Source organism: Pseudomonas baetica (assembly GCF_019733355.1).
Lineage (GTDB): Bacteria > Pseudomonadota > Gammaproteobacteria > Pseudomonadales > Pseudomonadaceae > Aquipseudomonas > Aquipseudomonas baetica_A.
This window is the reverse complement of the sequence record NZ_JAIHLQ010000009.1, coordinates 42,326-65,066: the sequence shown is the minus strand read 5'-3', so window position 1 is coordinate 65,066 and position 22,741 is coordinate 42,326. Positions and strand designations below refer to the sequence as shown.

Annotated in this window: 19 protein-coding genes and 1 pseudogene; 11 read left to right on the top strand and 9 right to left on the bottom strand. The window is 58.8% G+C overall.

Going from position 1 to position 22,741, the window contains the following annotated elements; translation table 11 throughout:
• Window positions 1-896: 896 nt before the first annotated feature.
• The gene (locus K5E40_RS10620; RefSeq protein ID WP_221730682.1) at window positions 897-2,168 is read left to right on the top strand and encodes an OprD family porin; all 1,272 of its coding nucleotides are present in this window, start codon (window positions 897-899) and stop codon (window positions 2,166-2,168) included.
• A gap of 156 nt (window positions 2,169-2,324) precedes the next feature.
• Here K5E40_RS10620 and K5E40_RS10615 read toward each other — a convergent pair whose 3' ends face one another.
• A complete protein-coding gene (locus K5E40_RS10615) occupies window positions 2,325-3,167 on the bottom strand; it encodes a mechanosensitive ion channel family protein (RefSeq protein WP_221730681.1) in 843 nt (280 codons plus the stop codon).
• A gap of 185 nt (window positions 3,168-3,352) precedes the next feature.
• Entirely contained in the window at window positions 3,353-3,838 is a 486-nt protein-coding gene (locus tag K5E40_RS10610; RefSeq protein ID WP_027619814.1) for a YajQ family cyclic di-GMP-binding protein, read from the bottom strand.
• A 140-nt stretch (window positions 3,839-3,978) separates the two neighbouring features.
• On the opposite strand from K5E40_RS10610, the gene K5E40_RS10605 reads away from it, so the two are divergent.
• The 3 genes from K5E40_RS10605 to K5E40_RS10595 are packed head-to-tail and all read left to right on the top strand — an operon-like array spanning window position 3,979 to window position 7,566.
• Complete coding sequence (locus K5E40_RS10605) at window positions 3,979-4,896, top strand: putative 2-dehydropantoate 2-reductase (protein WP_221730680.1); 918 nt, start codon at window positions 3,979-3,981, stop codon at window positions 4,894-4,896.
• Between the two features lie 45 nt (window positions 4,897-4,941).
• Window positions 4,942-6,978 (top strand): ATP-binding protein, encoded by a 2,037-nt coding sequence (locus tag K5E40_RS10600; RefSeq protein ID WP_221730679.1) that lies wholly within the window; start codon window positions 4,942-4,944, stop codon window positions 6,976-6,978.
• A gap of 3 nt (window positions 6,979-6,981) precedes the next feature.
• Window positions 6,982-7,566 carry a cob(I)yrinic acid a,c-diamide adenosyltransferase gene (locus tag K5E40_RS10595; protein ID WP_221730678.1) on the top strand — a complete coding sequence of 195 codons (585 nt, stop codon included), beginning with the start codon at window positions 6,982-6,984 and terminating at the stop codon, window positions 7,564-7,566.
• A 118-nt stretch (window positions 7,567-7,684) separates the two neighbouring features.
• Here K5E40_RS10595 and K5E40_RS10590 read toward each other — a convergent pair whose 3' ends face one another.
• The 4 genes from K5E40_RS10590 to secA all read right to left on the bottom strand — a co-directional run bounded on the left by K5E40_RS10590 (window position 7,685) and on the right by secA (window position 13,425).
• Window positions 7,685-8,629, bottom strand: coding sequence for a Nudix family hydrolase (locus K5E40_RS10590; RefSeq protein WP_221730677.1), 945 nt, complete (start codon window positions 8,627-8,629; stop codon window positions 7,685-7,687).
• On the bottom strand, window positions 8,626-9,258 hold the full coding sequence (locus tag K5E40_RS10585; RefSeq protein ID WP_221730676.1) for a glutathione S-transferase family protein: 633 nt from the start codon (window positions 9,256-9,258) through the stop codon (window positions 8,626-8,628). Before K5E40_RS10585 ends, K5E40_RS10590 begins: the two co-directional genes overlap by 4 nt.
• A 91-nt stretch (window positions 9,259-9,349) precedes the next feature.
• Window positions 9,350-10,567, bottom strand: a complete 1,218-nt coding sequence (gene argJ / locus K5E40_RS10580; RefSeq protein WP_221730675.1) for a bifunctional glutamate N-acetyltransferase/amino-acid acetyltransferase ArgJ — start codon at window positions 10,565-10,567, stop codon at window positions 9,350-9,352.
• A gap of 122 nt (window positions 10,568-10,689) precedes the next feature.
• Window positions 10,690-13,425 (bottom strand): preprotein translocase subunit SecA, encoded by a 2,736-nt coding sequence (secA, locus tag K5E40_RS10575; RefSeq protein ID WP_221730674.1) that lies wholly within the window; start codon window positions 13,423-13,425, stop codon window positions 10,690-10,692.
• A gap of 307 nt (window positions 13,426-13,732) precedes the next feature.
• On the opposite strand from secA, the gene K5E40_RS10570 reads away from it, so the two are divergent.
• Complete coding sequence (locus K5E40_RS10570) at window positions 13,733-14,188, top strand: DUF721 domain-containing protein (protein ID WP_221730673.1); 456 nt, start codon at window positions 13,733-13,735, stop codon at window positions 14,186-14,188.
• A 45-nt stretch (window positions 14,189-14,233) separates the two neighbouring features.
• Here the strand turns inward: K5E40_RS10570 and K5E40_RS10565 are convergent, their stop codons facing one another.
• A complete protein-coding gene (locus K5E40_RS10565) occupies window positions 14,234-15,721 on the bottom strand; it encodes a helicase HerA-like domain-containing protein (RefSeq protein WP_221730672.1) in 1,488 nt (495 codons plus the stop codon).
• Between the two features lie 188 nt (window positions 15,722-15,909).
• Between K5E40_RS10565 and K5E40_RS35575 the strand changes: the two are divergent.
• The 5 genes and pseudogenes from K5E40_RS35575 to K5E40_RS10545 all read left to right on the top strand — a co-directional run.
• Window positions 15,910-16,941, top strand: a pseudogene (locus K5E40_RS35575) (cache domain-containing protein); the annotation flags it as partial.
• 93 nt (window positions 16,942-17,034) lie between these two features.
• Window positions 17,035-17,799 (top strand): methyl-accepting chemotaxis protein, encoded by a 765-nt coding sequence (locus K5E40_RS35570; RefSeq protein ID WP_401135294.1) that lies wholly within the window; start codon window positions 17,035-17,037, stop codon window positions 17,797-17,799.
• A 230-nt stretch (window positions 17,800-18,029) separates the two neighbouring features.
• Window positions 18,030-19,142: a glycosyltransferase family 1 protein gene (locus K5E40_RS10555; protein ID WP_221730670.1), complete on the top strand. Its 1,113-nt coding sequence runs from the start codon at window positions 18,030-18,032 to the stop codon at window positions 19,140-19,142.
• Complete coding sequence (locus K5E40_RS10550) at window positions 19,135-19,911, top strand: DUF2334 domain-containing protein (protein ID WP_221730669.1); 777 nt, start codon at window positions 19,135-19,137, stop codon at window positions 19,909-19,911. Before K5E40_RS10555 ends, K5E40_RS10550 begins: the two co-directional genes overlap by 8 nt.
• The gene (locus K5E40_RS10545; RefSeq protein ID WP_221730668.1) at window positions 19,908-20,906 is read left to right on the top strand and encodes a lysylphosphatidylglycerol synthase transmembrane domain-containing protein; all 999 of its coding nucleotides are present in this window, start codon (window positions 19,908-19,910) and stop codon (window positions 20,904-20,906) included. The genes K5E40_RS10550 and K5E40_RS10545 overlap by 4 nt, the downstream gene beginning before the upstream one ends.
• On the opposite strand, the gene K5E40_RS10540 is transcribed toward K5E40_RS10545, so the two are convergent.
• Window positions 20,872-21,066 (bottom strand): hypothetical protein, encoded by a 195-nt coding sequence (locus K5E40_RS10540; protein WP_221730667.1) that lies wholly within the window; start codon window positions 21,064-21,066, stop codon window positions 20,872-20,874. The two genes, K5E40_RS10545 and K5E40_RS10540, sit on opposite strands and share 35 nt — an antisense overlap.
• 86 nt (window positions 21,067-21,152) lie before the next feature.
• Window positions 21,153-22,001: a formyltetrahydrofolate deformylase gene (gene purU / locus K5E40_RS10535; RefSeq protein WP_221730666.1), complete on the bottom strand. Its 849-nt coding sequence runs from the start codon at window positions 21,999-22,001 to the stop codon at window positions 21,153-21,155.
• A 312-nt stretch (window positions 22,002-22,313) separates the two neighbouring features.
• Between purU and mvaT the strand changes: the two genes are divergently transcribed.
• On the top strand, window positions 22,314-22,691 hold the full coding sequence (gene mvaT / locus K5E40_RS10530; RefSeq protein ID WP_221730665.1) for a histone-like nucleoid-structuring protein MvaT: 378 nt from the start codon (window positions 22,314-22,316) through the stop codon (window positions 22,689-22,691).
• The last annotated feature ends 50 nt before the right edge of the window (window positions 22,692-22,741 follow it).

Sequence of the window (22,741 nt, the reverse complement as noted above, 5' to 3'; positions counted from 1 at the left end):
TGCGCGCACTCCCGGCTGATCTACATAATTCAGCTTAGCGGCCTCCCCCGAGGGCGGCGCGCCAAGCGACAGACAGGCAGCATACCTGCGAATGCGCCCGTCTTCACGACGACAACGCCGCTGGACATTATCCGAACGCCCCGAGATGGGACATTTATCGACACCCTGCACCAGCACGGCCCCCGAATTGAAGAGCAGCACACAAAATGGACCGAAAATCCTGAAGCACTAGCGATCAACCTCAACCCGAACTGCATGAATCCGGTACAGGCTGTAAAATTTTTTGCACCAAAACCGCACAATGCGTCTACGCTCAGTGCGCAGGGCATCCGCAAAATACTCACTTGTGGGGTGAACCGGTAACGTTTTTGGTTGTCACGCGCTTGCAACGGCACGGCAACACCATAAGAACAATCGCGTCAAGCCCTGAGAACCAAGTGGCTTTTCGCCCAGTATTTATGAGGCTTTTACAGGTAAAAACAGGCGTTCAGAAAAAAAGCCACACCGAAATTGCGGTTTGTGCACGCTTGTTGCATTCGTACTCATATGGACTCTAAGCGCACCACGGGACGTGGGAGCCTTAAGACCAACAAAAACAGTGGCAAGGCTGCCCGATGGAGATTCAAGTGTTTTGCCAGGGACTCTTTTTTAGCGATGCAAAAGGCTAGAAAAACAGCGAAAAGTTGTCGGTCCGATTGCATCGGTACTGTGAATTTGCGACATCTACCCAGCCATCTGCGACAGTGTCGTAAAGAAGGTGAAAGGTTGGACTCGCAAGTATCGCCAACATTGTCAGCGTGATATAAGTTTGCGCCGACACAAAAAGAAAGAGCCGCCCAGATAATAAAACAGGTGGGACGGCAGTACTCTTCTAAAAACCAAAGGAGCAAATCACGATGCGCGTGATGAAGTGGAGCATGATCGCCCTGGCTGTTGCAGCAGGCACCTCGCAGTTCGCAATGGCGTCTTCCCAAGAGGAATCCAAGGGCTTTTTTGAAGATCAGAGCCTGAATGTTCACAGCCGTATGCTGTACATGAACCGTGATTTCAAAAATAACCCTAGCACTTCGCAAAGTTATCGCGAAGAGACTGGTCTCGGCCTACGTGCTACGTACGAGTCGGGCTTTACTCAGGGCACCGTAGGTGTCGGTGTAGATGCCTTGGCCAATGGCATGATCAAACTGGACAGCGGCCGTGGCCGTACCGGTAACGGCATGTTCGGTCGTGATAGCGAAGGCCGGCCAGAAGACACCCAATCGAAGGTTGGCGGTGCAGTTAAGTTCCGTCTGTCCGACACTGTCCTGAAATATGGTAACCAATACGTTGCCAGCCCTGTCTTCTCGACAGACGACAGCCGCTTGCTGCCAGAAGTTGCTACCGGCACCATCATCACTAGTAAAGAAATCAAAGGTCTGGAGCTGACCGCCGGTCGCTTCTCCGCTCTGAGTTCGCAGACTGGTATGGGCCGCGACAGCATCAACGGACCGCACAACCCAGGCCTGACCAGTGCCAACATTGCCGGCGCTACCTACCAGTTCACCGACAACTTTGTAGCTGGCGTGGCTGCTTCCGATGTAGATGACTACTTCAAGAAGCAATACATAAACGCTAACTACACCCTGCCGATCAACGAAGATCAGTCCCTGAACTTCGACTTCAACGGCTATCGCTCCAAGAGCCAGGGTCAAGAACTGAGCGGCAATGTTGACAACCGCATCTGGTCCCTCGCAGCTGCCTATAGCATCGGCGCTCACAAGTTCACCCTGGCTCACCAGCGCTCTACCGGTGACACCGGTTATGTTTACGGCGTTGACGGCGGCGGCACTATCTTCCTCGCCAACTCCATCCAATACTCCGACTTCAACGGCCAAGATGAGCGTTCCTGGCAGGCTCGCTACGACCTGAACATGAAAACCTACGGCGTTCCTGGCCTGAGCTTCATGACTCGTTACGTCCGGGGTGACAACATCACCACAGGCGCCGAAGAAGGTAAAGAACACGAGTTCGACTTCGAAACCAAGTACGTTATGCAAAGCGGTCCGGCCAAAGATCTGTCTTTCCGCTTGCGTAGCGCGATCTACCGTGCAAACTCCTCTTATAACGGCATCAACGGCAACGACAACAACGACACCCGCCTGATCATCGAATACCCGCTGAGCATTTTGTAATTCAGCGCTAGTTCGAACACGGCAACAAAAAAACGCTCACCTGATCCAGGTGAGCGTTTTTTTTGTATCTGGTTTCATACAGTCTTTAATTGTTGCTAGTTAGATAGCAACCTAACAATGCAACACTGACGAAACCTTCAGGTTGTAACTCAGATGTTATTGCGGCGCCGTTTCCTGAACCACACGAATGACTCGCTGTGGAAACGGAATATCAATCCCTGCAGCCTTCAAGCGATCCCGTGATTGTTCGTTAAACATGAACATCACATCCCAGTAATCCGCGGTTTTAACCCACGCTCGCAGGGAAACCGTGATCGAACTGTCGCCCAAGGTCGAAATCACCGCCTGTGGCGCTGGATCTTGCAGAACACGCTCATCCTTGGCCAGATCCAGCAGCACCTGACGCGCTTGCTGCAGATCGGCTTCGTAATCCACACCCACATCGAACACAACCTTGCGGGTTGGCTGACGGTTGGTGTTGGTAATGATGCCGTTCGAGAGGTTGCCGTTCGGCAGGATGATGGTTTTGTTGTCGCCGGTCCGCAGCACGGTGTGGAAAATCTGGATGCTGTCGACCGTACCCGACACGCCTTGCGCCTCGATCCAGTCGCCGATACGGAACGGACGGAACAGCAGAATCAGCACGCCGCCCGCAAAGTTAGCTAAGCTGCCCTGCAATGCCAGACCGATGGCCAGACCGGCAGCACCGATGGCTGCAACAAACGAGGTGGTTTCCACACCGATCATCGAAGCGACGCTGACGATCAGCAGCACTTTGAGAATGACGTTGGCCAGACTACTGATAAAGCCTTGCAGCGCCAGGTCGGCGTTACGCAGAGCCAATAAGCCACCGAGCTTGCGCGTGACCTTGTTGATCAGCCACCAGCCGATGGCCAACGTGATCACTGCCAGTAGCACACGGCTGCCGTATTCCATGATCATCGGGATCCACGCTTGGGATACCCTGACCAGGTTGTCCACCTCAGCATTCAAATCCATGTTGTATCTCCTGATTTCCGGCTACGCGGCACGCAAAGAATAAGTAGCGCAAAGACCCGCCGGGGAAAATAAAATCCGAGTGAGAGAGGGTTTGCCCGCGAAGGCGGTGCCTCAGTGAACCTTATTGCTCAATGACACACCGCGTGCTTGAGCAAGCCCGCTCCCACAGATTGCGCGGATAGCGCTTAGTCGCGGAAGTTGTTGAACTGCAGCGGCATGCCGAACTCCTTGGCACGCAGGGCCGCGATGGCTTCTTGCAGGTCATCACGCTTCTTGCCGGTAACGCGCACCTGCTCGCCCTGAATGGCGGCCTGTACCTTGAGCTTGGCGTCCTTGATGTGGCCGACGATCTTCTTCGCCAGCTCCTTGTCGATACCTTCCTTGAGCACGGCATCCTGTTTCATCAGTTTGCCCGATGCGTAAGCGTCCTTGACCTCAAGACACTGCACATCGATCTTGCGCTTGACCAGGGCCAGTTTGAGGATCTCAATCATCGCCTCCAGCTGGAAATCGGCTTCAGCGGTCAGGTTGACGGTCAGGTCTTTTTCCTTGAACTCGAAGCTGCCTTTGCCTTTCAGGTCATAACGACGATCGAGTTCCTTCACGGCGTTCTCGACCGCGTTGGTGAGTTCGTGTTTGTCCAGTTCGGATACCACGTCGAACGACGGCATGTAATCTCTCCAATAAAAAGGCGCGCTCGATGAGGATGGAGCGCGCTTGGCTTGCGGTTAAAATCGGGCTCATTATAACGGGTCTTTTCTTACCGACACGGCGAGCCGCACATGCCTGCAACCAATCGAGCAAAAAACTGATGTCTATCCCTTGGCATGTTCTTGGCGCCGGCAGTCTCGGCACCCTTTGGGCTGCGCGGCTGGCTCGCGCTGGCTTGCCGGTCCGGCTGATCGTGCGGGACGCGATGCGCTTGCACAGCTATCAGGCAGCCGGCGGATTAACCCTCGTGGAACAAGGACAAGCCAAGACTTATGCAGTTCCCGGCGAAACGCCGGACAGCCCAGAACCGATCCGTCGCCTGTTGTTGGCCTGCAAGGCCTACGATGCCGAAAGCGCTGTCGCCCTGCTCGCCCCGCGCCTGGCGCCGGATGCCGAACTGATCCTGCTGCAAAACGGCCTGGGCAGCCAGGACGCTGTCGCCGCGCAAGTGCCGCAAGCACGCTGCATCAGTGCCTCCAGCACCGAAGGCGCGTTCCGCGATGGCGACTGGCGCGTGGTGTTTGCCGGCCACGGTTACACCTGGCTCGGCGATGCCGCTCACCCGGTAGCGCCGATCTGGCTGGATGATCTGGACGCAGCGAACATCCCCCATGAATGGAGCACCGACATCCTCACCCGGTTGTGGCGCAAGCTGGCGCTCAATTGCGCGATCAATCCGCTGACCGTGCTGCACAACTGCCGCAACGGCGGCTTGCAGGAGCACCACTGCGAAGTGGCTACGTTGTGCGCAGAACTGGCGGAGTTGCTCCAGCGTTGCGGGCAACCGGCAGCCGCTGACAACCTGCAACAGGAAGTGGAACGAGTGATCCAGGCCACCGCCGCCAATTACTCATCGATGTATCAGGACGTGGCCAACATGCGCCGCACCGAGATCAGCTATCTATTGGGCCACGCCTGCAAAGTCGCCGCACGCCATCAACTCAACTTGCCGCACCTCAGCCAATTGCAGCATCGACTGGTCGCTCATCTGCGCAGCCTCGGATTGCCCAGCGACTGAGCAGCGGCTACGCTGGCCACTTGTTCCTTTGCTGCGATAAACCTGATGCCATTGCGCCAGCGCCTCGAAAACCTGCCCGTCGGCCAGAAACTGCTGGCCGCCCTGCTGGTGCTGTTGACCACTGTCTTGCTCGTCGCCAACCTGACTTTTATCAGCGCCGCTTATTACATCTCCCAGGAAAGCATGGCCCCGCAAGCCTTGCAGACCATCGGCCGGCTGATTGCCAACCCAAGTCTGGTCAGCGAAGCCCTGCAATCACCGCGCAGCGCCGAACGACTGCTCAAGGAGCTCGACAGCTATTCACCATTGCGCGCCGCCGCCCTGTATGACGGCAATGGCGAGCGACTGGCGCAAGTGCAGCATGGTGACAAGCTCAACTTGCCGGAACACGATCGGCACATCGAAGCCTGGCAACTGACCGAGTTTCGCAGCAATCAATTGATCACCCTGCCCCGCCCTGGCACTTCACCCGGTCATCTGTTGCTGGTGGCCAGCAGCGAATTGCCGATGGCGTTCTACACCGGCACGCTCACCGCGAGTCTCGGCATCCTGATTTTCAGTGTGCTGCTTTGGCTGGTGATTGCCCGGCAGATCAAACGCCTGATCACCCGCCCGATCCACGAACTTGAAGAACTCTCGCGCCAAGTCACCCGCGAAGAGAACTACGCCCTGCGTGCTTCGCGCGGTAACCACGACGAAATCGGCAGCCTTGCCGAGGCGTTCAACACCATGCTCTCGCGCATCGAAGCCCGCGAACAGCAGCTCAAACGCGCCCGCGACGACTCACAAGCCGCTTTCGATCAGGCCCAGGGGCTTGCCGAAGAAACCCGGCACACCAACCGTAAACTGGAACTGGAAGTCCAGGTGCGCAGCAAGATCGAGAAAAAACTGACCGGTTTCCAGAACTACCTCAACAGCATCATCGACTCCATGCCCTCGGCGCTGATCGCCCTCGACGAGCAGCTCTACGTCACCCAGTGGAACCAGGAAGCCAGTGCCCTGTCCGGCACGCGACTCGACGAAGCGCTGAACCAGCCGATCTTCCTGGCGTTCGAACCGCTCAAGCCGTTTCTGCCGCAGCTCAAGGAAACCGTCGAGCAACACACGGTAGCGAAAATCGAGCGCGTAACCTGGTTCAAGGACGACGAGCCCAAGCATTACGCCCTGACCTTCTACCCGCTGATGGGCGGCGCCGGGCGGGGCGTGGTGATCCGCATCGACGACATCACCCAACGCCTGTCGCTGGAAGAAATGATGGTGCAGTCGGAGAAAATGCTCTCGGTCGGCGGTCTCGCCGCAGGCATGGCCCACGAAATCAATAACCCGCTGGGCGCAATCCTGCACAACGTGCAGAACATCCGCCGGCGTCTGTCGGCGGACCTGCCGAAGAACCTCGAAACCGCCGAACAGTTGGGCATTGAACTCGACACGGTCAACCGCTACCTGCAGGGCCGAGAAGTCCCGAAATTGCTCGATGGCATTCAGCAGGCCGGCGCCCGGGCGGCGAAAATCGTCACTCACATGCTCAGCTTCAGCCGTCGTAGCACCCGGCAACTGGCCCCGTGTGATTTGCCGGCGCTGATTGATCAAGCGGTGGAAATCGCTGGCAACGACTTCGATCTGGCCATCGGTTTTGACTTCAAGGGACAGGCGATCATCCGTCAGTTCGACCCTGCGCTCGGCCCGGTTCCGGGCACGGCCAACGAACTGGAACAAGTCCTGCTCAACCTGCTGAAAAACGCCGCGCAAGCGATTCACCAGCGCGAAGACGACAGCGAGCCGGGGCGAATCATTCTGCGTACCAAGCTCAATCCACCGTGGGCCGAGATTCAGGTCGAGGACAACGGCATCGGCATGAGCGAGAACGTGCGTAAACGCATTTTCGAACCGTTCTTTACCACCAAGGAAGTCGGCCAGGGCACAGGCCTTGGGTTGTCGGTGTCGTACTTCATCATCACCAATAACCACAAAGGGCAGATGGAAGTGCAATCGGCGCCGGGCCAGGACACCTGCTTCACCCTGCGCCTTCCGTTGGCCCAACCTGCGCCCATTGCGGCTGAAACCCATCAACTATCGAGGTAACCCATGGGCTTTCGCCTGTCGAAGATTTACACCCGCACCGGCGACACCGGCGAAACCGGCCTGGGCGATGGCCGCCGCGTGCCGAAGGATCACCCACGCATCGAGGCGATTGGCGAGGTTGATACGCTGAACAGTCAGGTCGGCGTATTACTGGCCGGCCTGATTGCCGAGCGCGAGGCCTATCCGCGCCTGAGTGAACTGATCGAGGTATTGGCGCCTTGTCAGCATCGGCTGTTCGACTTGGGCGGCGAGTTGGCAATGCCGGAATATCAGGCGCTGAACGCAGCGGAAATCGAACGGCTGGAAACGGCGATTGACGTGTGGAATGAGGAGTTGGGGCCGCTGGAGAATTTCATTCTGCCGGGCGGTTCGATGTTGATCGCTCAGGCCCATGTGTGCCGAAGCCTGGCCAGGGGTGCCGAGCGACGCTGTCAGCATTTGAACGCAATTGAGCCGTTGGCCGGGGTTGGGCTGGCGTATATCAATCGGCTGTCGGATTTGTTGTTTGTCGCGGCGCGGTTGATTGCGCGGCGGCAGGGGGTGGCGGAGATTCTTTGGCAGCCTGCTGCAAAACCTTCAGGACAGTAGCGCCTGACCGGACGCCTTCGCGAGCAAGCCCCCAGGTGATTGCATTCCAATTGAAGGAACCCGATCAACTATGGGAGCGGGCTTGCTCGCGAAGAGGCCAGCAGCATCACCACATATTTCAGCTCTCTGGCCAGAACGCCCGAATCCCCGCCACACCCTGAGCACCAACCCCCCAAGCCTTCTCCCGCTGCGCCGGACCAACGCCGCCGAGCAGGAACACCGGTTTGCTGCAACCTTCGATCAACGCCGAAGCCTGTTCCCAGCCCAGCGGCGGCGCATCCGGGTGAGTCAACGTCGGCTGCACCGGCGACAGGGTCACGAAATCCACCCCCATCTGCTCGGCCAGAGCCAACTCTTCTGCGCTATGGCAAGACGCCGCCAACCAACGCTGCGCCGGCAACGGGCGACCCGCCGCGGCGTATTTGCGCAACTGCGCAGAAGTGATATGCCAACCCGCAGACGGGAAATCACCGAGCCATTCGAACGGCCCTTTGATCATCAACTGCGCTTTACCGGCACACAGACCGGCGGCGTCTACCGCCAGATCGCGGTACTTCGGGTCATAGCCATTGGGCGCGCGCAACTGGATCAGCTTGATCCCGCCAGCAATCGCCTTCTGGATGCCGCGCAACAACGCCGCAGTTTCAAGGTCTTGCGGGGTGATCAGGTACTCAGCAGGCAACCGCGCCGCCGCAACGATCGGCTGGTTGGCGGCCGGGAACTCATAATTCGCCAGTTCCTTGGCGCTCACCCAGACCAATGGCTGGCCTTCGGCGCCATGGGGGTCGCCGCTGAAGCTCGAGACTTCCCAGACATCCAGCAACACCTGCTTGTCTGGATAGTCATGGCGCACTTTGATCAATGGCCGGGCAGCGCCAACGACGATACCCAACTCTTCCTGCAGCTCACGGGCCAGCGCGCTTTCAACTGATTCGCCAGCCTCGACCTTGCCACCGGGGAACTCCCACAAACCACCCTGATGCTGGGTATCGGCACGGCGGGCGATGAGAATCTTGCCACTGTCGTCACGGATGACGGCAGCAGCGACGTGTACACGTTTCACGGGGTCAATTCCTCCAGTCCAGCCTTCTGCCATGCCTTGAAGGCCGGCCATTGGTAGACGGTTTCAACATAGGCTTCGTCAGCCGCGGGCAGCTTCACCTGATAGGTGCGCAGACGCACGGCAATCGGGGCGAAGAACGCATCGGCCAGGCTCACGCGGCCAAACAGGTAAGGCCCTTCTTCGGTGGCGACAGCACGGCATTCGGCCCACAACGCGAGCATGCGTTCGATATCGACCTTCACCTCCGGCGGCACCGGGTTCAGCGGCGCATCGTGGCTCAGGTTGAACGGCATGTGGTTACGTATGGCGAAGAAGCCGCTGTGCATTTGTGCACAGGCGGATCGGGCCTGGGCGCGGGCCGCGATGTCGGTCGGCCAGAGTGACTCGGACGGGAACTGCTCGGCCAGGTATTCGGCAATCGCTAGCGAATCGGCGATGGTGCCGCGCGCGGTTTTCAGCAGCGGCACCTTGGCCGTCGGTGAATGTTTGAGCAGTTGCTCACGGGTGTCGGGCTTGCCGAGTTTGACCCGTTCTTCGCTGTAAGGCGCGCCGGTCAGTTCAACGGCCAGGGCGGCACGTAGCGACCATGAGGAAAGCAGTTTGTCGCCGATGATCAGGTGCAGGGACATGGTTTTGGCGCCTTTTCGTCAGAGGAAAAGCTTTGGGACTTGTGGTGTCTGGACTGCCGTCTTCGCGAGCAGCTCTCACCCGGCCATTGGATCAAGTCCGGTATTCGGCGTTGATCTTCACGTATTCATGCGACAGGTCGGTGGTCCAGATCGTTTCGCTGCAATCGCCGCGACCCAGCTCGATACGGATCGTGATCTCTTCCTGCTGCATCACCGCCGAGCCTTGCGCTTCAGTGTAGGTCTCAGCACGAGCGCCACGGCTGGCGATGCACACATCGCCAAGGAACACGTCGATCTTGCTCACATCCAGTTCCGGCACGCCGGCACGGCCGACAGCGGCCAGGATGCGACCCCAGTTCGGATCGGAGGCGAACAGTGCGGTCTTGATCAGCGGCGAGTGCGCCACGGTGTAACCGACGTCCAGACATTCCTGATGATTGCCGCCGCCGTTGACTTCAACGGTCACAAACTTGGTCGCGCCTTCGCCGTCACGCACGATGGCCTGGGCCACGTCCATGCACACTTCGAACACCGCTTGCTTGAGTTTGGCAAACAGTTCGCCTTCGGCACGGGTAATTTCCGGCAGAGCAGCCTGGCCGGTGGCAATCAGCATGCAGCAATCGTTGGTCGAGGTGTCGCCGTCGATGGTGATGCGGTTGAACGACTTGTTGGCGCCGTCGAGCATCAGATTTTGCAGCACGTCGCGGGCGACTTTGGCGTCGGTCGCGATGTAGCCAAGCATGGTCGCCATGTTAGGGCGAATCATGCCTGCGCCTTTGCTGATGCCGGTTACCGTGATGGTCACGCCGTCATGCTGGAACTGGCGGCTGGCACCCTTGGGCAGGGTGTCGGTGGTCATGATGCCGGTGGCGGCCGCTTCCCAGTTGTTTTCGGACAGATCATCCAGCGCGGCTTGCAAGGCACCTTCGATTTTTTCGACCGGCAGTGGCTCGCCGATGACACCGGTGGAGTACGGCAGGATCTGATTGGCGTCGACGCCAGTCAGCTCAGCCAATCTGGCGCAAGTGCGCTCAGCAGCGGCCAGGCCTGGCTCGCCGGTGCCGGCGTTGGCATTGCCGGTGTTGGTCAGCAAGTAGCGCACAGCGTTCTGCACGCGTTGTTTCGCCAGGATCACAGGCGCAGCACAAAAAGCGTTCAACGTGAACACGCCCGCCACGGTCGAACCTTCAGCGCAGCGCATCACCACGACATCTTTGCGCCCAGGGCGCTTGATGCCGGCCGAGGCGATACCGAGTTCAAAACCGGCAACCGGGTGCAACGTTGGCAAAGGACCAAGACCAACAGCCATGAATGCGCTCCTTACTCAATGATGTCAGCACCGCCCATCGTTGGGACGGTGGCTTGAATGGCAAAACGCCGCGACGGCAGAAGCCGGTCGCGGCGCGGGTATTTCAGCCGTTGTAACGGGTTTTACTGGATCTGCCCGTGGCAATGCTTGAATTTCTTGCCCGAACCGCAGTAGCACAGTTCGTTGCGGCCCAGCTTCTGCTCGTTGCGCACCGGGGCGGTGGCGAGGGCCACATCGACCTCTTCACCCAACGCGTCCGGTTGATCCAGCCCAGGAGCTTCGGCATGTTCGAACTGCAAGCGGGCAGCCAGTGCTTCAGCTTCCTCACGCAGGCGTTGCTCTTCGGCTTCCGGATCTTCGCGGCGCACCTGAACGTGCGACAGCACGCGGATCGAGTCGCGCTTGATCGAATCGAGCAGCTCGGAGAACAGCGTGAACGACTCGCGCTTGTATTCCTGCTTCGGGTTCTTCTGGGCATAGCCACGCAGGTGGATGCCGTGACGCAGGTGATCCATGGTCGACAGGTGATCTTTCCACAGATCGTCCAGCACACGCAGAACGATTTGCTTCTCGAAGGAGCGCAGTGCTTCGGCACCGGCCTGATCTTCTTTCTCGTTGTACGCGGCGATCAGCTCGTTCATCAGCTTCTCGCGCAGGGTTTCTTCGTATAGATGATCGTCTTCATCGAGCCATTGCTGGATCGGCAGTTTCACCCCGAAGTCGCTGGCAAGCGCTGCTTCCAGGCCGACCACGTCCCACTGCTCTGGCAGCGATTGCGGCGCAATGTGGGCGCTGATGGTCGCGTTGAGCACGTCCTGACGGAAATCGGCGATGGTTTCACCGATGTTGTCGGCGGCCAGCAACGTGTTACGCATGTGATAAATCACTTTACGCTGTTCGTTGTTGACGTCATCGAACTCGAGCAATTGCTTACGAATGTCGAAGTTACGCCCTTCAACCTTGCGCTGCGCCTTCTCGATCGCGTTGGTCACCATGCGGTGCTCGATCGCTTCGCCCGGCTGCATGCCCAAGGCTTTCATGAAGTTCTTCACCCGGTCAGAGGCGAAAATGCGCATCAGGCTGTCTTCCAGCGACAGGTAGAAGCGGCTGGAACCGGCATCACCCTGACGGCCGGCACGACCACGCAACTGGTTGTCGATACGGCGGGATTCGTGACGCTCGGAGGCGATGACCTGCAAGCCGCCGGACTCCAGCACTTGCTGGTGACGCTTTTGCCAGTCGGCCTTGATCTGGGCAATTTGCTCAGGGGTCGGGTTTTCCAGCGAAGCGACTTCAACTTCCCAGTTACCGCCCAACAGGATGTCGGTACCACGACCGGCCATGTTGGTGGCGATGGTCAGTGCACCCGGACGACCGGCCTGAGCGATGATCTCGGCTTCTTTTTCGTGGAACTTGGCGTTCAGAACCTTGTGTTCGATGCCTTCCTTCACGAGCAGTGCGGACATGTGCTCGGAGGTTTCGATGGTGGCAGTACCCACCAGCACCGGACGGCCAGCGGCCATGCTTTCCTTGATGTCCGCCACGATCGCCGTGTATTTCTCTTCGGCGGTGAGGAATACCAGGTCGTTATAGTCTTTACGCGCCAACGGTTTGTTCGGCGGAATGACCATGACTTCCAGGCCATAGATCTGGTGGAACTCGAACGCTTCGGTGTCGGCGGTACCGGTCATGCCGGACAGCTTGGTGTACAGACGGAAGTAGTTCTGGAACGTGGTCGAGGCCAGGGTCTGGCTTTCGGCCTGAATATTCAGGTTTTCCTTGGCTTCGATGGCCTGGTGCAGGCCTTCGGACAAACGACGGCCCGGCATGGTACGGCCGGTGTGTTCGTCGACCAGTACGACCTGGCCGTCCTGCACGATGTATTCAATGTTGCGATTGAACAGCTTGTGCGCACGCAGACCGGCATAGACGTGGGTCAGCAGGCCCAGGTTATGCGACGAGTACAGGCTCTCGCCTTCAGCCAGCAGGCCGACGCGGGTAAGCATGTCTTCGATGAACTGGTGGCCGGCTTCGTTGAGTTCGACCTGACGGGTCTTCTCATCGACGGTGTAATGGCCAGCCTTGGTGACTTCGCCTTCGACTTCTTCAACGTGCAGTTCCAGCTGCGGGATCAGTTTGTTGATCTCGATGTACAGCTTGGAGCTGTCCTCGGCCTGACCGGAAATGATCAGCGGGGTACGCGCTTCGTCGATAAGGATGGAGTCGACTTCGTCGATCACGGCAAAGTTGAGTTCGCGCTGGAATTTTTCTTCCATGCTGAACGCCATGTTGTCGCGCAGGTAGTCGAAACCGAATTCGTTGTTGGTGCCGTAAGTAATGTCGGCAGCGTAAGCAATGCGCTTTTCTTCCGGCGGCTGGAACGGCGTCACGACGCCGACAGTCAGGCCGAGGAACTCATACAGCGGACGCATCCAGTTGGCGTCACGGCGGGCCAGGTAGTCGTTCACCGTCACAACGTGCACGCCTTTGCCGGACAGTGCGTTGAGGTAAACACCCAGGGTAGCCACGAGGGTTTTACCCTCACCGGTACGCATTTCGGCGATCTTGCCTTCATGCAAGGTCATGCCACCGACGAGCTGTACGTCGAAGTGGCGCATGCCCATGATGCGCTTGCCGGCTTCACGAGCAACCGCAAAGGCTTCTGGCAACAGCTTGTCGAGGGTTTCCCCTTTGGCGATGCGGGCCTTGAACTCATCGGTCTTGGCGCGCAATTGATCGTCCGAAAGGGCCACCATTTGCTCTTCGAAGGCATTGACGAGCTGCACCGTCTTGAGCATGCGTTTGACTTCACGCTCGTTCTTGCTTCCAAAAAGTTTCTTTAACAAAGGCGCAAACATATCGGCAGGATCTTCCACACTAAAGGGATGGAGGGCGGCCCCGTGAGTCGCCCGTGCAGCCCTCATGGCCGCATGCGAACGAGCATTCTACCCGGAAACGGTGGTGAGGAAAGTGGCGATGTTCCACGATGCTGGCACTGCGCTTTGACGGGGCTCACTTAAAATAGGGGCGTTTTGCTCAACTTCAAGTCACACAGAAAAGAAGTTAGTCGTTGATTTAATGGGCAAAGCAATTGCAAAAGCAATGGGCGAGTGATTTCGCTGCTTTCTGCTACCATGGCGCTTCTGTTACTTCAGGTGTTCGATCATGGCATTTCGCCCTCTTACGGCCAGAGCACCCGCCGTTCTACTGCGCGAAGCCAAGCCGCTCAAAGCCATCCTCGGCCATGCCCAACGTTTGGGTCATCTGCAGCGTCTACTTGAAAGCCAACTGCAACCCGCTGCCCGTGAGCACTGCCATGTCGCTTCGTGGCGTGAAGGCAGTCTGTTGCTGATTGTCACTGACGGCCACTGGGCCACACGTCTGCGTTATCAGCAAAAGCGTCTGCAACGGCAATTACAAATGTTCGACGAGTTCGCCAGCCTCACGCGGATTCTGTTCAAGGTGCAGCCGCCAACGGTTCAGCGCGGTGCGACCGGGCATACCATGGATTTGTCGACGGATGCAGCCGCGACGATTCAGGCGACGGCGGACGGGATCACTGATCCGGGGTTGCGCGCAGCGCTGGAGCGCCTTGCCGCGCACGCCAAAGCCAAGACCTGACATCGATCTAATGGGGGAGCGAGCGAGCCCGCTCCCACCGTTTGATCAGCGGCGTTTACTGCCGCCGAGCAGGGAGCCCATCAGGCCGCGTACCAGTTGTTTGCCCAGGTTGTTGGCAGCCTGGCGCATGGCTGATTTCAACGCCTGCCCTGCCGCCGTACCAAGAAACTCCCCCGCCCTATCGGCCAGACTAGGCTCTTGCACGGCAGGCTTGCCCGCCGGTGTTTCAGCCTCCGGTGCCAAGCCTTTACGCCCCATCAGAATTTCATAAGCCGACTCCCGATCAATCGGCTTGTCATACCGCCCCTTGAAGGGGGAGCCGGCTATCAGCATCGTGCGCTCGGTGTCTGTCAACGGCCCGATTCGTGACTGCGGCGGCGCGACCAGCACGCGCTCAACCATTTCCGGCGTGCCCTTGTCCGCGAGTGTGCCGACCAGCGCCTCGCCGATACCCAACTCAGTCAGCACCGACAAACTGTTGAACGCTGGGTTGGGCCGGAACCCGTCCGCCACTGCGCGCAGGGATTTCTGCTCTTTGGCGGTGAAGGCGCGCAAACCGTGCTGGATGCGCAAACCAAGCTGCGCCAGCACATCATCCGGCAAGTCAGCCGGTGATTGGGTGACGAAATACACCCCAACCCCTTTGGAGCGAATCAACCGCACCACTTGCTCCAAGCGCTCCTGCAAGGCCTTGGGCGTGTCGCCGAACAACAAATGCGCCTCATCGAAAAACAGTGCCAGCAGCGGTTTATCAGCGTCGCCGCGCTCCGGCAGTTGTTCGAACAACTCGGCCAGCAGCCACAGCAAGAACGTCGCGTAGACCTTCGGCGCCTCATGCACCAGACGGCTGGCGTCAAGCAGATGAATGCGCCCACGGCCATCGGCGGCCGGTTGCAGGATGTCTTCGAGTTGCAGCGCCGGCTCGCCAAACAACGCCTCGGCGCCCTGCTGTTCCAGGGTTGCCAGCCGACGCAATAGCGCCTGACTGGAACCTGTGGTCATCAGCGCGGCGTCTTCACCCAACATTTGCGGATTGTCTTTGAGGTGATTGAGCAGCGCTTTCAGGTCCTTCAGATCCAGCAGCAACAGCCCTTCACGATCCGCGACTTTGAACGCGGCATACAGCGCCGCTTGTTGGCTGTCGGTGAGTTCCAGCAGGCTGCCGATCAGCAGCGGGCCCATTTCACTCAGCGTGGTGCGCAGCGGATGACCCGACTCGCCGTGGATGTCCCACAACGTCACCGGATAAGCCTGCGGTTTGTAGTTGAGCCAAGGCATCCCGGCAATGCGCTCGGCGACTTTGCCCTGCGGGTTGCCGGCAGCACCGAGACCGCACAGATCACCCTTGATGTCGGCAGCGAATACGGCGACGCCCGCGTCACTGAAGGCTTCGGCCAGACGCTGCAAGGTGACGGTTTTACCCGTGCCGGTCGCGCCAGCGACCAGCCCGTGTCGATTCGCCAGACGCATGGCCTGGGCGATCGGTTGCCCCGCGAGATCGGCGCCGATTACGAGTTGCGATGAGTCAGGCATTTTGTCACCCGTTGGTTAATCTTTGATTCTGCATGGCCGATAAAGAAAGGTGAGAAGCCGACCAAAAGTCAGGACAGACATTTCCCTAAGGAGAGACGGAAATATCAGCTTACTTTCATCCTTGCCCATTTAGCGCGCTGCTATAAAAGCACGCCTTGGACATTAAGACCTTAGCGGAACCCCAAGCCATGAACAAAAATCTGCGCTTCAGCCATAAAATTTTGCTTGCCGCCGCCCTCATCGTCATTGCCGCCTTCGCCTCGTTCACGCTGTATAACGACTGGCTCCAGCGCAATGCGATTCGAGATGACCTGAACAATTACCTCAACGAAATGGGCGAAGTCACCGCCGGCAATATTCAAACGTGGCTCAGCGGCCGCATTCTGCTGGTCGAGAACGCTGCCCAAAACATCGCCATCAACCCCGAGCCCGCCAATGTCGCCAGTCTGCTGGACCAGAAGGCCCTGACCTCGACGTTTATGGCCACCTACCTGGGCGATGCTACCGGTCATTTCACCATCCGCCCGGATGTGAAGATGCCGGACGGTTTCGATCCACGGGTTCGCCCTTGGTACAAAGGTGCCGAGAGCAGCAGTACCCCGACCCTGACCGAGCCCTACATTGACGCGGCCACTGGCCAACTGATCATTTCCATTGCCACCGCCTCGAAAAAGGCCGGCCAGAGCGTCGGCGTGGTTGGCGGCGACTTGAGCCTGCAATCGCTGGTCGACACCCTCGCCGCCCGAGACTTCGACGGCATGGGTTATGTGTTCCTGGTCAGCGCCGACGGCAAGATCCTCGTGCACCCGGACAAAGCGCTGGTGATGAAATCGCTGAAAGAAGCGTATCCGCAGGACACCCCGCGCATCAGCAGTGACTTCAGTGAAGTCACCGTCGATGGCAAAACACGCATCGTCACTTTTGCCCCGATCAAAGGCCTGCCGTCGGTGAACTGGTACATCGGCCTGTCGGTGGACAAGGACAAAGCCTTCGCGATGCTCAGCGAATTCCGCGCCTCGGCAGTCATTGCGACGGTTATCGCGGTAGCCATCATCATTGCCCTGCTCGGCATGCTGATCCGTATCCTCATCCAGCCGCTGCACGTCATGACCCGCGCCATGGAAGACATCGCCGACGGTGAAGGCGACCTGACCAAACGCCTGACCATCGTCAATAACGATGAGTTCGGTATCCTCGGCACCGCGTTCAACCGCTTCGTCGAGCGCATCCACCGCTCGATCCGCGAAGTGTCGTCGGCCACAGGGCAAGTCAACGAAGTCGCGCTGCGCGTGGTCGCCGCGTCGAACTCGTCGATGTACAACTCTGATCAGCAAGCTTCGCGCACCAGCAGTGTCGCCGCCGCGATCAATGAGCTAGGTGCCGCGGCTCAGGAAATCGCCCGCAATGCCGCGCAAGCCTCGAATCAGGCCAGCGACGCCCGCGGTCTCGCTGAGGACGGCCAGCAAGTGGTGGATCGCAGCATCAAGGCGATGAATCAACTGTCGAGCATGCTCAGCGCATCGAGCAGCAACATTGAGTCGCTGAACAGCAAAACCGTGAACATCGGCCAGATTCTCGAGGTGATCACCAGTATTTCCCAGCAAACCAACCTGCTCGCGCTCAACGCGGCGATCGAAGCGGCGCGTGCCGGTGAGGCCGGGCGTGGTTTTGCCGTGGTGGCGGATGAAGTGCGTAACCTGGCACACCGCACCCAGGAATCAGCGCAACAGGTGCAGACCATGATCGAGGAGTTGCAAGTCGGCGCCCGTGAGTCGGTGAGTACCATGAGTGACAGCCAGCGTCACAGCCAGGACAGCGTGGAAATCGCCAATCTTGCAGGCGAGCGTCTGAACAGCGTGACCCAGCGCATTGGCGAGATCGACGGGATGAACCAATCGGTGGCCACCGCGACCGAAGAGCAAACCGCCGTGGTCGAGTCGATCAACGTGGACATCACCGAGATCAACACGCTGAACCAGGAAGGCGTTGAGAACCTGCAGGCGACGTTGCGTGCCTGTTCGGACCTGGAGCAGCAGGCTTCGCGGTTGAAGCAGTTGGTGGGCAGTTTCCGCATTTAAGATCAAAAACTTCACCCCTGGGTGTGAGGGGAAAGGGCGCTGATCTTCAAGCGTTTCAAACCTGAGTTCGGCTCAAACTTTCTGGTCGATGTATCAAGCCCAAACACTTCGCGCAGCCCTCTCCTTCTGGGAGAGGGCTGCGCTTCGTTGCACCGCACAAATCCCGACCGAACATCTATTGTGGATAAAGGTCAACCAAGGGAGAGCAACGCTGCGGAGGGACGGTCACTGTGCACATCGCCGACATCACCATGTTCTACGCCCCGGCCAGCGGTGGCGTACGCACTTATCTTGACGCCAAACACCGCCGGTTGGGCGTCAAACCCGGGACTCGTCACAGCCTGCTGATCCCTGGTGCGCATTTCGGCGAAAACGATGGTGTTTATACGGTTCCCGCTCCCGCCCTGCCCTTTGGCAAGGGTTACCGCTTCCCCGTGCGTTTGGCCCCTTGGCGAAACGTCCTGCAGGACTTGCAACCCGATCTGATTGAAGTGGGCGACCCGTACCTCACCGCATGGGCCGCACTGGATGCCCGGCGCCAACTGGATGTACCGGTGATCGGTTTTTACCATTCCGACCTGCCGCTGCTGGCCAGTAACCGCATGGGACATTGGGTTACGCCCAACGTCGAGGCCTATGTCACCAAGCTCTACGGCAACTTTGATCGGGTACTGGCGCCGAGCCAGGTAATGGCTGACAAGCTGACTGGCCTGGGGGTGCGCAACGTTTTCGTGCAACCGCTGGGCGTTGACCTGCAAAATTTCCACCCGGGCGCCGCAGATCCAGGCCTGCGCGCCGAACTGGGGATCGACGAAGACACTCACCTGCTGATCTTCGCCGGGCGCGGCTCGAAAGAGAAAAACCTGCCGGTCCTGCTCAAATGCATGCAACGCCTTGGCCCGCGCTATCACCTGCTGCTGGTGGGCTCATCGATGCCCGCAGTGGTGCCGGACAACGTCAGCGTCATCAATGAATTCTGCCCGGCGCCGACCGTTGCCCGGCTGATGGCCAGTGCCGATGCCTTGGTGCATGCCGGCGATCAGGAAACCTTCGGTCTGGTGATCCTCGAAGCCATGGCCTGCGGTATTCCGGTTGTGGCGGTGGCGGCCGGGGCTTTTCAAGAGATCGTGCCAGAGTCCTGCGGCCTGCTGTGTGAGCCGAACAACCCACAAGCCATGGCCAACGCCGTGCGCGAGTTGTTCAGTCGCGACAGCGCAAGACTTGGCCTACAGGCGCGCCAACATGTCGAACGGCATTACGCCTGGGATACCGTGGTCGACAGTTTGCTGAGCCACTACCGCGCCGTCCTCGGCCACGTAACGCGGAAGGTGGCCAATGGCTGATTCCCTGAATCGCCCCGCCGTACTGCTGACGCTGCACGACGTGGCCCCCTCGACCTGGGCGGATTACCGACCTTTTGTAGAAGCAGTCGATGCTTTAGGCAATGTGCCGATGACCTGGCTGGTGGTGCCGGATTTTCATCGCCACGACGCCCTCGACGCTCACCCGGACTTTCGTCGACTGCTGAGCACCCGCCTCGCCCGCGGCGATGAACTGGTCCTGCACGGTTATTTTCATGATGACCAGGAACCTGACCCGACCACGCCACGCGATTGGTTCATGCGCCGTCTCTATACCCATGAGGGCGAGTTCTATCGTTTATCCCACGACGCCGCGCTCGCCCGCCTGCGCACCGGCATAGAACTGTTCCAGCGCTACGAGTGGCCGCTGCACGGCTTCGTTGCCCCAGCCTGGTTGATGAGCGAAGGCACGCGAGAAGCTCTGCGCCAATTGCCGCTGCGCTACACCAGCGATCCTCAGCACCTTTATCGTTTGCCGGACTTCACCCCTGTCGATGCGCCGGGGCTGGTGTGGAGTGCGCGCAGCGCCTGGCGTCGTGGTCTGTCGAAGATGGTCAGCGATCAGCGCGAACACCGCTGGCGTCACGCCCCAGTGATTCGTCTAGGCTTGCACCCGGTGGACATGCGTCATGGCTATTCCCGCAATTACTGGCTCAATACCCTCCAGCGGCTGCTGGCGGCAGGACGAGTGCCGATGACCAAGGTGAACTGGCTTGCACAACAGCGCGGTCAACGGGAACGCGCCGCATGAGTCGCGGCCTTGTGTTGTTGCTTGGTCTGCTCGCAGCCGCGCTGATCCCACTGCTACTCGGTGGCAGCGGGATCTGGGCGCGCTTGCAAAACTTTCCGCTGCAATGGCTGCTGATCATGTTCGCCATGATTCTGCTTTGCTGGGGCATCAACACCCTGCGTCTGCGCTTATTGCTCGGCGATCAGCGTAATCGCATCACGCCGATGAAGAGCCTGGGCGTGGTCATGGCCGTTGAATTTGCCTATTGCGCGACACCGGGCGGCAGCGGCGGCCCCCTGACGATCATGGCACTACTGGCCCGCTACGGCGTGCGCCCGTCCCGCAGCAGCGCCGTGTTTGCCATGGATCAGTTGAGCGACCTGCTGTTCTTTCTGTGCGCCTTGAGCGGCATTCTGATCTACGCCGTGTTCCAGCACCTGAGTGATCGTCTCGAATGGCTTCTGATCGTCAGCGCCGTATCGTTGTTCGGTGGGCTGTTCAGTTGCGTACTGCTGGCACGTTACCACCGCCCACTGATTCGCCTGAGCGGACGGCTACTGGCCAGAATGAACGTGCCCGCCAGCACTCGCCGTCGCTGGACGCGCAAAGTGCTGCACTTTCTCGCCGACTTCATCAATGCACTGAAGTTGCCCTGGCAGACGTTGAGCAAAGTGTTCGCCCTCACCTGCGTGCATTGGCTGCTGCGCTACAGCGTGCTGTATCTGGCGTTGCGTGGACTGGGCGCGGACTTGCAGTGGGCCTGGAGTTTTCTGGTGCAGATGCTCTCGCTGGGCGCCGGACAGCTCAGTCTGTTGCCTGGTGGCGCGGGCGCTGCGGAGTTGACCTCGGCGGCACTGTTGGCGCCAATGGTGGGAAAATCCACCGCGGCGGCGGCCATTCTGATCTGGCGGGTGGTGACGTACTACTTTTGTCTACTGGTCGGCGGTCCGGTGTTTCTGTTGATGTTCGGCAGACCACTGCTCAAGAAGCTGATGAAGGCGCGGCAGGCCTCTTAGGCCCATCCTGCTCTTCTTTTATTTGCTCCCACAACTCGGCGGCGCCGGGAAACTCCGTCCCATCCTCCTCACTCATGTCATCCGGGTCATAACGGCTCAAACAACCTTCCCCCAAGGTGGCGGGCGCTTTGGAAGTGGCTTTGTCCAGTGGATCGCTCATGGCATTTCCTCAAGGGCTGAAACGGCGAAGGGCCTGGAGCGATTGAACGCCCAGGCCCTTCGATATTCAAGCATGCGTGACTTCGATCAGAACACCACAGTCTTGTTGCCGTGCACCAGCACCCGGTCTTCCAGGTGATAACGCAGGCCACGCGCCAATACCATCTTCTCGACGTCACGACCGAAACGCACCATGTCTTCGATGCTGTCGCTGTGGCTGACGCGGACAACGTCCTGCTCGATGATGGGACCAGCGTCCAGCTCTTCGGTCACGTAGTGGCAGGTCGCACCGATCAGCTTCACGCCGCGCAGAGAGGCCTGGTGATACGGTTTGGCGCCCACGAACGACGGCAGGAAGCTGTGGTGAATGTTGATGACCTTGTGTGCGTATTCACGGCACAGTTCCGGCGGCAGGATTTGCATGTAGCGCGCCAGCACCACCACTTCAGCGTCGTGCTGTTTGACCAGACGCGACACTTCGGCGAAAGCCGGTTGCTTGTCCTGTGGATTGACCGGGACATGGTAATAAGGAATGCCGTGCCACTCGACCATACTGCGCAGGTCGTCGTGGTTGGAGATGACGCAGGAAATTTCGCAGTCCAGTTCGTCGCTGTGCCAACGGTGCAACAAGTCAGCCAGGCAATGGGATTCGCGGCTGGCCATCAGCACAACGCGCTTCTTCTGCTCGGTGTCAGTGATGCGCCAGTCCATCGAGAACTCTTCGGCGATCGGCGCAAACTTCTCGCGCAATACATCAATACCGAACGGCAGCGAATCGGCACGAATCTCGTGACGCATGAAGAACCAGCCGACCTGATTATCCGAGTGGTGGCTTGCTTCAGTGATCCAGCCATTGTGGGCTGCCAGAAAATTACTGACTTTGGCAACAATGCCAACGCGGTCCGGGCAAGAAATCACCAGCCGAAAAGTGCGCATGAGGGGGAACTCCAGAACTTCGCAAAGGCCGCCATTCTAGCGACTGCGCAGGAAAACTGCAGTATTGATGAACGCAGGCATGGACGCGGCCCCTGACGCACATTTTTGTGCGCAGGGCGATCATTGTTTGATCAGATAACTGTGAATATCCGTGATGACTGCATCACATTATTTAACTGAACATTCAATCCGCGGCTAAATCCCGTAACTAATTTAAATAAAAACGCCGGTTAAATGTTTACTTGATGAAACAGCCTGACTATTATTGCGACACTGTCCCCTGCCATTCAGCACTTTACTAAGGTAGTAATCATGTCCTTGATCAACGAATATCGCGCCACCGAAGAAGCTATCAAAGAGCTGCAAGCCCGTTTGAAGAACCTGTCCGAAGACGACAAACTGCAAGCCGAGCTGGAATTCGAAGGCAAGCTGCGCACCCTGATGGGCGAATACTCCAAATCCCTGCGTGACATCATCGCGCTGCTGGATCCGGATTCGAAAACCAAAGCCCCACGCGGCGGTGCAGTAAAAACTACCGGCACCAAGCGTGCTCGCAAAGTTAAACAATACAAAAACCCGCACAACGGCGAAGTCATCGAAACCAAAGGTGGCAACCACAAGACTCTGAAAGAGTGGAAAGCCAAGTGGGGCGGTGACGTGGTTGAAGGCTGGGCTACCCTGCTGGGCTAAGCCGCAACGCCCGTTGCAGAACGATCTGCGACGAAAAAGAAACGCCAGCG